Raw genomic sequence first — 12,029 nt, forward strand, 5'->3', positions numbered from 1 at the left:
AGATTTTTAATCGTACCCGGGCACTTTCGGTATCATGACGCGGTCAATTTCCGGCGGCGAGCACGTGCTCGCCGGCCGTCGCCCGCAAGGCTGCTAACGCAGCCACTTCCACCACGCTCACATTCGCTCAATAAAGGACGCTTTTTGGACACGTTGCTACACTTCGTCAACCTTGTCTTGCACATCGACAAGTTCCTGGGTGACTTCATTCACGTGTACGGCACCTGGGTCTATGCGGTCCTGTTTCTGATCGTGTTCTGCGAAACCGGGCTGGTCGTCCTGCCGTTTCTGCCGGGCGATTCCCTGCTGTTCATCGGCGGCGCCTTTTGCGCGAGCGGTCAAATGAATCTCGGCCTTTTGATCGTGCTGTTGCTTGTTGCGGCGGTTGCCGGCAACACGGTCAACTACATGATCGGGCGGGCCATCGGGCCACGGGTGTTCAATTCGCACATCCCTTTCCTTGAGCGTTTCCTCGACCGCGCCGCGCTACAGAAGACCCACAACTTCTATGAAAGGCATGGTGGCAAGACCATCCTGCTGGCGCGTTTCATTCCGGTGGTGCGTACCTTCGCGCCGTTCGTCGCCGGTGCGTCGGAGATGACGGTGAGCCGATTCCAGCTCTTCAACGTCTTGGGCGCGCTGTTGTGGGTGTTGCTGCTGGTGTTGCTCGGCTACTTCTTCGGCAACATTCCGTTCATCCGGCAGTATCTGAATGTAATCGTGCTGGTGGGTATCGGTGCAGCCGTGGTACCGGTTGTGTTAGGCGCGTTGTGGAAGGTGACGCGCAAGAATGCGTCCAAGGCGGGCACCCGCTGACGCTTCACGTGACATGGAGCAGACGAACAAACGGCGTCGCGAATCTCGCGACGCCGTTTTCATTTTGCGGCCTGATCCGCTGAGCCGGATCGCGCAAGTTGTGAGCAAACCTGTCAACCTGGCGAGCCATCACCTCGGTCAGTCCTGGACCTGAGTCGCGGTCGCGCTCAAGTCACCACGCGCGGCGCAAGCGGCGTTTCCGGTGTCGGATAGCCAGCTTCCTTGAAGGTCTGAACGATCGCGCGATTGGTGTCGAAGTAGACTTGCCAATAATGCTCGTTGTTCGCATAGGGCCGCACGCATAACAACGGTCCCTCCGGTGTGAAGCTCAGCACTTCGATATCCGGCGCGGGGCTTTCAGCCACGTTCGGAATCTGCATGACGGCCGCCTTCAGCCGGTTCATGGCATCCGTAGGATCGACGCCGTTGGCGATCTTCGCGGTCAACTCGACACGCCGTACCGGCAGTACGCTGTAGTTCGAGATCGTGTCGGAGAAGATCTTGTTGTTGCCGACAATGGTCGTCACGTTGTCCGGCGTCACGATGGTTGTGCCGAACAGTCCCAACTCGGAGACCGTGCCGGTCACGCCACCGGCAGTGACAACATCGCCCACCTTGAACGGCCGTAGCACCTGCATGAAGATGCCTGCCGCGAAGTGGGCGAGCAGGCCGCCCCACGCAGTGCCGATCGCGAGACCGAGACCGGCGAGCAATGCGGCGAACGAGGTAGTCTGGACGCCGAACACCTGCAGGATCGCGAGGATCAGCAGCAGATTCAGCAACGCGCCGAGAATCGAACCGAGGTAATGCGCGAGGGTTGGATCGACGCGGCCGTTTTTCGACAGCAGTTTGCGAAGCAAGCCGGTGATCAGGCCGATGACCCAACGGCCGACGATCCACAACACGATCGCGCCGAGGACCTTGGTCCCGAGGTCGATGCCTCGGGTCATGATGAACACGCGTACGGTTTCGAGATCCAAGATGTTCCTCGTTGGGTAAGTTGCCTTCGACTGATTGAACGGCCGTAGTGCAATACAGCGGCAAATGCCCGGTAAGGGGCGCAAACGGTAACTCTCGGTCTTCGGAAGTTATAGGCGAGGGGGCGCCCATGCGCAAGGTCCGTTCCTGGCGATGATGCGCAATGCGTGACGCAGGAAAATGGGCCGCGTGCGCTTACATCGGCAGATGTGATTCGGAATACGGTGACGTGCGAATGACCAACGTGCTGTTGTTCCGTTCTGCGGCACGTGTGCGACGTGTGACGTACCGCCACACCAATGCGGCAATAGCGGCCAGTGCATAGGTGCTGGCGCGTTCGAAGAATGCGCTCGATTCGCTGAACTTGCCGTAGCGGTTTTGTGCGTCGGCGAACACGAGAAAGGTCAGCGCGGCATCGAGCAGTAAGGCGGTCGACGCCAGTGCGACGAAAATATGCGCGCCATTGAGCGTGGCGCCGGGTATGAGCCGGTTGCACAGATGACACGCGAACAACACGATTGCCAGCAACGCAAGGTTCGCGACGAGGTCGAGCAGAAAATTAGTCATGTTGACGGAATGAAAGCGCAGAGATTTGCGGCGTTGCCAAAGCGTCTGCTCACGCAGCATTGCAGCGTGATGCGCAGAATCGGCGGCGATCATTGCACGTCTTTACGTCTCAATAAATATCAATGTTCGGAGTCCGTTGTATCGATTCCGTATTGAAGAGACGTGATGTAAGAAGGCCCCCATGGTTGGGTGGGTCATGATGATTTGCGCTGTGAGAAACTTTCGCGCCCATGCACAAGATCGAGGCGAACTCGATCTGATTTCGTCGATGCCGCACGCCCAAAGCGATACCCATGCCGTCGCAACGAGCCTGCGCGAGTCGCTTGTGCGCCAGTGTTTGCCGGGACTTTGCCCGCTTGCTCGGAAGTGCTCAGAAGTGGTACGAAAGACCAATTTGCAGCGTCGGATACCATCGGTAGGGCGAGGCTTTGTCCCTCAGTTGCTGCAGTCCCGTCGTGGCAATTTCCTGGCTCATGGCTGGACCCGCGGCCTGAGCCAAGGCCGGTGACAACATATAGGACGAGTGCGGTATGCCGTACGCGACGCCGAGATCGACTACCAGGCCAAACCCCTTGGCCGCGGGTCGCAAGCCATAGCCGACCCCCAGATAGGGCATGACGGTCGGGTACTTGACGGTGGCGGTCGCATACTCGCCCGGAAAGGCCGGCGTTCTCTGGCCTTTGAATATGTAGGTGCCGTTCGTGGGAACGGATTGGCCGCTTACTTCGTCGTCCGTGAAGCGCAGGCCGGCGGTGAGGCGAAAGCCGCTGTTCGACCACGGGAACAGATCGCCGTAGATGCCTCCCTGGCGAAGCTTCACGTCGTCGGCATAACGATTTCCGCCCACCGTAAAGTCATGCGAAAAAGTGATCGCGTTGAAGTCCGCGTGCACGCCGAACCAGGACGTGACGTTTATTGCCGCGCCAATGCCGGCACCGAGCGTTCCGCCCTCCAGAAATATTTCCTGAGCGTGCACCGTTTCCATCGAGATCGCCAGACCTACTACCCAGATTACTTTTGCAGTGTTCATGGGCGCCCCCCTGGGCGGGTTGGGCGGCGGGATCGTCTGTCCCGTGGCAGCCCTGTTTTATGGTCGTTTTTGCGGCGCTCTTATGGCCCGTGAAGCGATCATGCTTGCGCAAGACGGGGGCGGTCTGTGGGGTGTCGAACTATTGGAGGGATCGAGCGAAGAGGGCGGCGCGGGGGGCAGAAAAAGAAAAGGGCTTGCGACGCTGACGCGTGCAAGCCCTTGAATCTTTTGGTAGGCCGTACGGGATTCGAACCTGTGACCAACGGTTTAAAAGTCCGCTGCTCTACCAGCTGAGCTAACGACCCAAAAGAGAAGCGAAATTATAGCGATAGCAAGTGTGGGCTGTCAACTCATGGTGGTAAGCCGGGCTATCCCTACTTCAGATAGTGAAAAGCCTGGGTATTGCTACCCAGGGCTTTCCAGCGAGAGGCGCGCGGGGCTGGTTAATGTTCAAACCGCGGTTTGAACCACGGTGAGAACTGCGTGGCCACTGCGCGTGACACCAACTGCTAAAGCCTGTACGACTACTTGATCTGCGACAGCTTGCTCTGAGCCGACTGCGCGACGTCCGAACCGCTGTACTGAGCGACGATCTGCTCCAGCGTCTTTTTGGCCGCAGCCTTCTGACCTTGCTCGAGCTGATTGTTCGCAATCGCGAGCAGCGCTTCCGGCGCACGCGGATGCTGCGGGTAATTCTTCACCACACCTTGCCAGGTCGCCGTCGAGCCCTTGTAGTCACGCAGCGCATACAGCGCGTTGCCGAGCCAGTATTGCGCGGTCGGCTGGTAAGGGCTGTTCGGATACTTGGAGATGAACGTGCGGAACGACGCCGCCGCATTTTTGAAGTCGCCGCTGCGGAATTGCTGCGAGGCCGCATTGAACGAATCGGTTTCACCCGGCTGTACCTCGCCCTGGACGCCGTCCACGGTCTGCTGCTGCGGCTCGAATTTCTTCAACCGCGTGTCCAGATCCGTGTAGTAGTCCTTCTGCTGCTTTTGCAGCGTGGTGAGCTGGTTGCCCATATCTTCGTTCTGCCCACGCAACGTCGCGACCTGCTGATTCAGCTGATCGAGGCGGTTGGACTGATCGAGGATCGTGCGCTGTGCGGCCGACAGTTGGCTCGACAGGCTATCGGTCTTCGAACGCAGATCGAGAATGGCCTGACGGGCCTGATCGTCGTCGAACATACCCGCGTGCGCGGGCACAGCTGTGAAGGCCATGCCTGCGACGCAGGCCGCTGCGGCGAACCGCAGCCAGGAGAAACGATGCGTCATTCGGCTCATCACCCGTTATTTACTGTTGGTACACGAGGTCGGCGCGGCGGTTTTGTGCCCACGACGATTCATCATGACCGTCGGCTTGCGGCTTTTCCTTGCCGAGGCTCACGGCTTCCATTTGCGAGTCCGTCACGCCCATCAACGACAGCGAACGGCGCACAGCTTCAGCACGCTTCTGGCCGAGTGCCAGGTTGTACTCGCTGGTGCCGCGTTCGTCGGTATTGCCCTGGATCAGGACGTGACGTTGCGGATGGCTCTTCAGGTATTGCGCGTGTTGTTGCAGCAGCGATTGGTAGTCGTCCTTGACCGAGTAGCTGTCGAAATCGAAGTAAATGCTGCGCTTGGCGAGCGGGCTGTTCGGATCGTTCAGCGGATCGACGTTGACCTGAGCGACATCGGTCGGGTTCGGTTGCGTGGAAACAGTGCCGCCCTTGTTGGCGTTTTCGTCGAGCTTGACGCCCGAGTGACACGCGGCCAGCAAACCAACCATCAGTACGGCAAATGCGAAACGAAGTTTTGAAATCATTTGGTAACTCTCCTTGTGTTGTTGCATGAACGTTATTGCATAAATGGGCCCCAGGACGGCTCGCGTACGCTGCCGCCCTGAACGGACAGGACCTGCCGAGTGCGACCGTCGGTCGACACTGCGGCCAACACGCCACGGCCGTTCACCTGTGTGGCGTAAAGAATGTACTGACCGTTCGCCGCGAAGCTCGGCGATTCGTCATGTGTGGTGTCGGTCAGGCCCGTGGCCGTATTGCCTTGCAGGTCCTGAATGTACAGCTTGAATCCGCCGCCGACCCGCGAGATATAGGCGAGCTGCTTGCCATCCGGGCTCACGCGCGGGCTGGTGTTGTAGCTGCCCGTGAAGGTCACGCGTTGTGCGGCGCCGGCGTTTTCGCCCTGGGCCGACATTTTGTAGATCTGTGGTTGGCCGCCACGGTCGCTGGTGAAATAGATCGACTGGCCGTCAGGCGAGAAGCACGGTTCAGTGTCGATCGAGCTGCCTTGCGTGAGGCGCCGCAGGCCGCTGCCGTCCGCATTGACGGCGAAGATCTGCGTGTTGCCGGTGCGCGAGAGCGCGACGGCCAGCGTGCGCCCATCCGGCGACCAGGCCGGCGCGCTGTTGTTACCCTTTTGGTCCGATACGACCACGCGACGGCCCGTAGGCAGGTCGTGGATATAGACGATCGGCTTTTTCTTTTCGAACGAAACGTAAGCGACCTTGGTGCCGTCAGGCGACCAGGCCGGCGAGATGATCGGCTCGGGGCTCGACAGCGCGATGTGCGCGTCCTGGCCGTCCGAATCGGAGATCTGCAACTGATAACGGCCGCCCGTCTTGATCACATACGACAGGCGCGTGGCGAATACGCCGCGGCCGCCCATCAGCTTCGCGTAGATGTAGTCCGCGACCTTGTGCGCGCTCATGCGCAAGCCGCTTTCCGGGCTCACGAGTACGAGGCCGCCGAGGCTTTCGCCCTTGACGGTGTCGTACAGCTTGAAGCGCACTTCGTACTGGCCGTTCGGCAGACGGTTGACGCTGCCCGACACGAATGCGTTGGCGCCCTTGGCTTTCCAGCTGCCGAGGTCGACCGAATCCGTTTCGGAGACGGGCGTGCTGCCCGCGTCGATATTGGTGAATTTGCCGCTGCGTTGCAAATCCTGACGCACGATCGTGCTGACCTGCTGCGGCGAATTCGCTTCATTGGCGAAGTTCGCCGTTGCGATCGGAAACTGGGTGGACCCGACGCCTGTCACGAGGACGTTGAGTTGTGCGTTGGCGGCGCCGCCGACGGCGATCAGGCACGACGCTACAAGTGTCCGCAGGCCTAGCTTGGTCATCAAACTCATGCTGTATGGTTTCCCCAAAAACGGTTTTACTAACACTTCACGACAGCAGACAGACCCGCAAACACCTAATTCGTTCCCGGGCGCGCCACGCTGGGCGGGGCGCTGCGTCTGCTGTCAACTGACTGTCAAACTGTTGCAATCACCCTGCAGGGCGCAACGTAATCTTGAAGCTGGTGGGCGTTTTTCCGTCGATATCCTGAGGCATCGGATTCGAACGCTGGACAGCCCGCAGTGCTGCATCGTCCCACGCGGAATTGCCGCTGCTGCGCGCGATCTGCGCATCGAGCAGTGTGCCGCTCGGCGAGCAGCGTACGGAGATGACCGTTTCCAGGCCGTCCGTTTCGCCGCCCCACGAGATGTTCGGACGCACCACGCGACGCACCTTGTCCGCGTAACCCGGCGATGTCGCCGTGCCACCCGAACCGCTACCCGTGCCGCTCTTCGCAAGCCCATTGCCGGTCGAGCCTTCGGCACCCGCCGAACCTTGCAACTGGGCAAGCCGCGCACGACGTTCCGCGTCCAGCTTCTTCGCTTGCGCTGCTGCATCGGCTTGCGCCTTGGCCTTCGCTGCTTTCTGCGCATCGGCCTTCTTCTGCGCGTCAGCCTCGGCCTGTTTCTGCTGCTCCTGCTGCTGTTCCTTCAACTGCTGCTGCTTTTGCTGGTCGGCCAATTGCTGTTGTTTCAGCTTGTCGGCCTGCTGTTGCTGCAACTGTTTCTGTGCCTGCTGTTGCTGCTGTTGCTGCAACTGTTTCTGTTTGAGCGCCGCTGCTTTTTGCGCGGCCTGATCAACCGCCAGTTGCTGCTGACGCTTCGCCTCGGCCTCCTGCTGGGCTTGCAGCTTCTGCTGACGCTGCTGCTCGGCCAGTTGCGCCTGACGGGCCGCTTCCTGTTGCTGGCGTTTCTTTTCCTGCAGCGCGATGTCGGCCTGTTCGTCCGGCAGCGGCGGGGCAGGGGCGACCGGAACAGGCGGCGGCGGAGGTGGGCGGGGAATCGCCGAATCCGGCACTTCGGTCCACAGTTCTGCCTCTGCTCCTGCCGGCGTGCTGTTCTGCCATTGAATGCCGTGATACAGGAAGAACCCCAGCAGCGCGTGCATGACCAGGGCGAACAGAAAGGCTCGCCAGGTGCCACGTTCACGCGGCGGCTGAAGCGGGTATTCGGAATTCTTGCGGATCATTGTGATTTGACGAGCAATCCAACGCGCTTGACGCCCTGAGCTTTCAGTTCGGACATCACGTTCATCACGACTTCGTACTTCACGGTCTTATCGGCGGCGATCACGACGGGCTGATCAGGGTGCGACTGCGCTCGGTCGGCGATGAACCCGTGCAGATCGGCCTTGCTCATGTTTTCCTGTTGCTGCGCGCCGGAATCGTCCTTGTATTTGACGCTCATATTGCCGTCCGCGCGGATGTTCACGATCACGGGCGGAGTTTGCTGCTGCGGCGCGGCGCCACCGACGGTCGGCAGATTGACGATCGACGGGGCGACGAGTGGCGCGGTCACCATGAAGATCACGAGCAACACGAGCATCACGTCGATGTACGGCACGACGTTGATGTCGGCCATCGCGCGGCGCTGACGGGAACCGCGCATGCTGGAGGAAGAGCCTGCCATCGTGGATTCCTTACTGTGCCTGGCGCTGCAAGATGTTCGAGAACTCTTCGATGAAGGTCTCGAAGCGGATCGCCAGACGGTCGATGTCGTGCGCGTAGCGGTTGTAGGCAACCACGGCCGGAATCGCGGCGAACAGGCCGATTGCCGTGGCGGTCAGCGCTTCCGCAATGCCCGGCGCGACGTTCGCAAGCGTTGCCTGTTGCACGTTGGCGAGGCCGCGGAACGCATTCATGATCCCCCACACCGTGCCGAACAGACCGATATACGGGCTGACCGAACCGACCGACGCGAGAAACGCCAGATTTGCTTCGAGCACGTCCATTTCACGCTGGAACGCGGCGCGCATGGCACGGCGCGCGCCGTCGAGAATCGCACCGGAATCGTTCAGGCGCTTTTCCTTGCCCTTCAGAAATTCGCGCATGCCGGATTCGAAAATCCGTTCCAGCGCGCCGATCGTGTGGCGGTTGTTGGCGGCGCTCTGATACAGCGCCTGCAGGTCGCCGCCCGACCAGAAATCGCGTTCGAAGCGTTCAGTTTGCGCGCGTGCCCGGCGGATCGCAAACCACTTGCGGAAGATGAAAGTCCACGACAACAGCGACAGCAGAAGCAGCAGTGCCATGACGGCCTGCGCCAGCAGGCTCGCATTGAGTACGAGAGAAACGATCGACAGATCTTGTGTAGTGTTCATAAAGGTTCGTTTTAACGTCCCGGAAGGGGGCGTCCGGCTGCAAGGCCACTCGAAGCTTGCCGTGAGCAAAACGGAAGCATCGGCGATATCGCAAGCCGAACCATGCTTTGTGTTGCTTGATCGTTACGAGTTCACTGGCCCCGTAACAACGGGGTTCAGTCGTTGTTCGTTGACACGCCGCCGTCGTTCACGTTCGGCCCGCGCCGCAACGCAGCGAGAACCGGCGGAGGAATCGCGGCCGGACGCAGTGCAATGCGGTCGACACAGCCGACCCGGATGGAACCGGTAGCAAGCAACGTGCCGTCACGCCACGCTTCCTGTGCAAAATCGACCGAAGCGCGGCCTAGACGCTCGATTCGGCTCACTACCTTGACGACGTCGTCGAGGCGGGCCGGCGCCCGATAATCGACTGCGGTGCTGCGCACGATGAAAATGGCGCCCGCCTGGTCGGCGAGCCGGTTCTGATCGACGCCGCACGCGCGCAGCCACTCGGTGCGCGCCCGCTCGAAAAACTTCAGGTAATTCGCGTAAAACACGATGCCGCCGGCGTCGGTATCTTCGTAGTACACGCGGATTGGCCACGTGAAGCCGATTTCCGTACCGGGCTGGATGGTCGACAGATTCATGCCGCGCATTTTACCGGAACGCATACCCCGAGGTGTGTTTCAAGATGTGCGCCCCGCCTGGCTTGCCTGAGCCGGAAATTCAGCCGCAATTTCAGCCGCGATGAACCGACAAAGCGGAGAAGGATTGGGCCACCGGCATCAGCTCGATCGTGTTTATGTTGACGTGCGCAGGCCGGGTCGCGATCCAGTAGATCGAGTCGGCGATATCTTCGGGCGTCAGCGGTTGGACGTTTTCGTACATTTTGGCCGCTTTTTCGTCGTTGCCGCGAAAGCGCACGTTCGAAAACTCGGTGCCGCCGCACAGGCCCGGCTCGATGTCGGTCACGCGCAAGGCTGTGCCGGCCAGATCGGCGCGCAGATTCAGGCTGAACTGGCGTACGAACGCCTTGGTGGCGCCATAGACATTGCCGCCCGCGTACGGCCAGCTGCCGGCCGCCGACCCCAGATTGAAAATGTGCCCGCGGTTACGCTCCACCATTCCGGGCAGCAGCGCATGCGTGACCTGCACGAGGCCCGTGCAATTGGTGTCGATCATGGTGTTCCATTCGTCCAGATTCGCCTTTTGCGCCGGCTCGATGCCGAGCGCGAGACCGGCGTTATTGACGAGCACGTCGAGCGCGGCGAAATCGGCGGGCAGCGAGGCCGGCACGGCTTCGACGGCGGCGCGGTCACGCACGTCGAGCTCAAACGGCAGGAGGGCGTCGCCGAGTTCGTCGGCGAGTGCCTGCAGGCGGTCTTTGCGGCGCGCGGTGGCGACGACCCGATGGCCGCCCTTGACGAAGGCGCGAGCGATAGCGGCGCCGAATCCCGCGGACGCTCCGGTGACAAACACGATCATTGCAGTTCCCTGGCTGGTAAAGGAGAAAGGTCCCAAGCCTACTTCCAATGCGGCGCTGCGGCAAGGATGAACCAGCCGTACAAGTGGCCGGGGCAGCGACGCGGAGCGGGTTGCGGGCGCGTTTTCATCAGATGTTTGCGCGCCGCTTGCGGCGCTGCCGTAACCCGCCTGGCAAGCGCCCGCGGGGCCGGCGGCAAGCCGGTTGCCTATTCGATCCTCTTCCAATAAACTAACGCGCTCATCCCTGCGTGACTGGCGATAGAACCGGTTCAAGCAATCGGATTCAAGGTGGAACAACCCACCGTGAAGCGCAGGGTGCCGTTTTGCCGTTCGCCTGGGCAGCCGTGATCCGCGCGCATTGAACTGCGCTGGCGGTGGCTGTCCTGCCTCGCGTGTGCGGCGACTCTCCATCCGCCACGTCAGGGCTGGCCCAGCCGCCAGCAGTGCTGCGTACCCTCTACGCAAGATTCGGCGCACGATCCGGTCAACCTGAACACATTCAACGGAATCCGTATGTTTGACAGAGCCCAAAGCACCATCGCCAACGTCGATCCTGAACTCTGGAAGGTCATCGAGCAGGAAAACCGCCGTCAGGAAGAGCACATCGAACTGATCGCGTCGGAAAACTACACGAGCCCGGCCGTGATGGCTGCGCAAGGCTCGCAACTTACCAACAAATACGCCGAAGGGTATCCGGGCAAGCGCTACTATGGCGGCTGCGAATATGTCGACGTTGCCGAGCAACTGGCGATCGACCGCGTGAAGCAACTGTTCGGCGCCGAAGCCGCCAACGTGCAGCCGAACTCCGGCTCGCAGGCGAACCAGGGCGTGTTCTTCGCCATGCTCAAGCCGGGCGACACGATCATGGGCATGAGCCTCGCGCACGGCGGTCACCTGACTCACGGTTCGCCGGTCAACATGTCGGGCAAGTGGTTCAACGTGGTGAGCTATGGCCTGAACGAAGCCGAAGATATCGACTACGACGCGGCTGAAAAGCTCGCACAGGAACACAAGCCGAAGCTGGTCGTGGCTGGCGCGTCTGCGTTCTCGCTGCGCATCGACTTCGAACGGATGTCGAAGATCGCGAAGTCGGTGGGTGCGTATTTCATGGTCGACATGGCGCACTACGCCGGCCTCGTCGCCGCGGGCGTCTATCCGAACCCGGTGCCGCACGCCGATTTTGTCACCACCACCACGCACAAGAGCCTGCGCGGCCCGCGCGGCGGCGTGATCCTGATGAAAGCCGAGTTCGAAAAGCAGATCAACTCGGCGATCTTCCCGGGCATTCAAGGTGGTCCGCTGATGCACGTGATCGCCGGTAAGGCCGTCGCGTTCAAGGAGGCCCTGTCGCCGGAGTTCAAGGCGTATCAGCAGCAAGTCGTCGAGAACGCGCGCGTGCTGGCCGAAACGCTCGTCAAGCGTGGCCTGCGCATCGTCTCGGGCCGTACCGAAAGCCATGTGATGCTGGTCGACTTGCGTGCCAAGAAGATCACCGGCAAGGCAGCGGAAGCTGCGCTGGGCGCGGCGCACATCACGGTCAACAAGAACGCAATCCCGAACGACCCGGAAAAGCCGTTCGTCACGAGCGGTGTGCGTCTTGGCTCGCCGGCCATGACCACGCGTGGTTTCGGCGTCAAGGAAGCGGAGCAGGTGGGCAACCTGATCGCCGACGTGCTGGACAACCCGGAAGACGCCGCCACGATCGAACGTGTGCGTGCGCAAGTCGCCGAGTTGACCCAGC

General features: G+C 61.0%; 13 protein-coding genes, 1 tRNA gene and 1 riboswitch. Of the genes, 2 read left to right on the forward strand and 12 right to left on the reverse strand.

The window, feature by feature from the left end:
• Nucleotides 1-144 precede the first annotated feature (144 nt).
• Entirely contained in the window at nt 145-816 is a 672-nt protein-coding gene (locus QOC89_RS03460) for a DedA family protein (RefSeq protein ID WP_323043744.1), read from the forward strand.
• Nucleotides 817-983: 167 nt separating this feature from the next.
• Here QOC89_RS03460 and QOC89_RS03465 read toward each other — a convergent pair whose 3' ends face one another.
• The 12 genes from QOC89_RS03465 to ydfG all read right to left on the reverse strand — a co-directional run bounded on the left by QOC89_RS03465 (nt 984) and on the right by ydfG (nt 10,288).
• Nucleotides 984-1,796, reverse strand: a complete 813-nt coding sequence (locus tag QOC89_RS03465) for a mechanosensitive ion channel family protein (RefSeq protein WP_323043745.1) — start codon at nt 1,794-1,796, stop codon at nt 984-986.
• Between the two features lie 193 nt (nt 1,797-1,989).
• On the reverse strand, nt 1,990-2,454 hold the full coding sequence (locus QOC89_RS03470) for a hypothetical protein (RefSeq protein WP_416340339.1): 465 nt from the start codon (nt 2,452-2,454) through the stop codon (nt 1,990-1,992).
• A gap of 277 nt (nt 2,455-2,731) precedes the next feature.
• Nucleotides 2,732-3,391, reverse strand: a complete 660-nt coding sequence (locus QOC89_RS03475; RefSeq protein ID WP_323043746.1) for a hypothetical protein — start codon at nt 3,389-3,391, stop codon at nt 2,732-2,734.
• A 229-nt stretch (nt 3,392-3,620) separates the two neighbouring features.
• Nucleotides 3,621-3,696: transfer RNA gene (locus QOC89_RS03480), tRNA-Lys, on the reverse strand.
• A 219-nt stretch (nt 3,697-3,915) separates the two neighbouring features.
• The gene (gene ybgF / locus QOC89_RS03485; protein WP_323043747.1) at nt 3,916-4,665 is read right to left on the reverse strand and encodes a tol-pal system protein YbgF; all 750 of its coding nucleotides are present in this window, start codon (nt 4,663-4,665) and stop codon (nt 3,916-3,918) included.
• A gap of 19 nt (nt 4,666-4,684) precedes the next feature.
• Nucleotides 4,685-5,194, reverse strand: a complete 510-nt coding sequence (gene pal / locus QOC89_RS03490) for a peptidoglycan-associated lipoprotein Pal (protein ID WP_323043748.1) — start codon at nt 5,192-5,194, stop codon at nt 4,685-4,687.
• Between the two features lie 32 nt (nt 5,195-5,226).
• Complete coding sequence (gene tolB / locus QOC89_RS03495) at nt 5,227-6,519, reverse strand: Tol-Pal system beta propeller repeat protein TolB (RefSeq protein ID WP_169486215.1); 1,293 nt, start codon at nt 6,517-6,519, stop codon at nt 5,227-5,229.
• A gap of 139 nt (nt 6,520-6,658) precedes the next feature.
• Nucleotides 6,659-7,696, reverse strand: a complete 1,038-nt coding sequence (gene tolA / locus QOC89_RS03500) for a cell envelope integrity protein TolA (protein ID WP_323043749.1) — start codon at nt 7,694-7,696, stop codon at nt 6,659-6,661.
• Nucleotides 7,693-8,136, reverse strand: a complete 444-nt coding sequence (gene tolR / locus QOC89_RS03505; protein ID WP_323043750.1) for a protein TolR — start codon at nt 8,134-8,136, stop codon at nt 7,693-7,695. The genes tolA and tolR overlap by 4 nt, the downstream gene beginning before the upstream one ends.
• 10 nt (nt 8,137-8,146) lie before the next feature.
• Nucleotides 8,147-8,824, reverse strand: a complete 678-nt coding sequence (gene tolQ, locus QOC89_RS03510) for a protein TolQ (protein WP_012431821.1) — start codon at nt 8,822-8,824, stop codon at nt 8,147-8,149.
• A gap of 155 nt (nt 8,825-8,979) precedes the next feature.
• Nucleotides 8,980-9,459 carry a tol-pal system-associated acyl-CoA thioesterase gene (gene ybgC, locus QOC89_RS03515; RefSeq protein ID WP_179737464.1) on the reverse strand — a complete coding sequence of 160 codons (480 nt, stop codon included), beginning with the start codon at nt 9,457-9,459 and terminating at the stop codon, nt 8,980-8,982.
• An 82-nt stretch (nt 9,460-9,541) separates the two neighbouring features.
• A complete protein-coding gene (gene ydfG / locus QOC89_RS03520; RefSeq protein WP_323043751.1) occupies nt 9,542-10,288 on the reverse strand; it encodes a bifunctional NADP-dependent 3-hydroxy acid dehydrogenase/3-hydroxypropionate dehydrogenase YdfG in 747 nt (248 codons plus the stop codon).
• 238 nt (nt 10,289-10,526) lie between these two features.
• A riboswitch (ZMP/ZTP riboswitch) is annotated at nt 10,527-10,635 on the forward strand.
• A gap of 166 nt (nt 10,636-10,801) precedes the next feature.
• On the opposite strand from ydfG, the gene glyA reads away from it, so the two are divergent.
• Nucleotides 10,802-12,029: serine hydroxymethyltransferase (glyA, locus tag QOC89_RS03525; RefSeq protein WP_323043752.1), on the forward strand; the 1,228-nt coding region annotated here is incomplete at its 3' end.

Origin of the sequence: Paraburkholderia sp. (genome assembly GCF_034668105.1) — a bacterium.
GTDB lineage: Bacteria > Pseudomonadota > Gammaproteobacteria > Burkholderiales > Burkholderiaceae > Paraburkholderia.

Coding starts and splice junctions, on each gene's coding strand:
- ydfG (WP_323043751.1), bottom strand. CDS start 10,288: ATGATCGTGTTTGTCACCGGAGCGTCCGCGGGATTCGGCGCCGCTATC.
- tolB (WP_169486215.1), bottom strand. CDS start 6,519: ATGAGTTTGATGACCAAGCTAGGCCTGCGGACACTTGTAGCGTCGTGC.
- ybgC (WP_179737464.1), bottom strand. CDS start 9,459: ATGCGCGGCATGAATCTGTCGACCATCCAGCCCGGTACGGAAATCGGC.
- pal (WP_323043748.1), bottom strand. CDS start 5,194: ATGATTTCAAAACTTCGTTTCGCATTTGCCGTACTGATGGTTGGTTTG.
- tolR (WP_323043750.1), bottom strand. CDS start 8,136: ATGGCAGGCTCTTCCTCCAGCATGCGCGGTTCCCGTCAGCGCCGCGCG.
- tolA (WP_323043749.1), bottom strand. CDS start 7,696: ATGATCCGCAAGAATTCCGAATACCCGCTTCAGCCGCCGCGTGAACGT.
- QOC89_RS03475 (WP_323043746.1), bottom strand. CDS start 3,391: ATGAACACTGCAAAAGTAATCTGGGTAGTAGGTCTGGCGATCTCGATG.
- ybgF (WP_323043747.1), bottom strand. CDS start 4,665: ATGACGCATCGTTTCTCCTGGCTGCGGTTCGCCGCAGCGGCCTGCGTC.
- QOC89_RS03470 (WP_416340339.1), bottom strand. CDS start 2,454: ATGATCGCCGCCGATTCTGCGCATCACGCTGCAATGCTGCGTGAGCAG.
- tolQ (WP_012431821.1), bottom strand. CDS start 8,824: ATGAACACTACACAAGATCTGTCGATCGTTTCTCTCGTACTCAATGCG.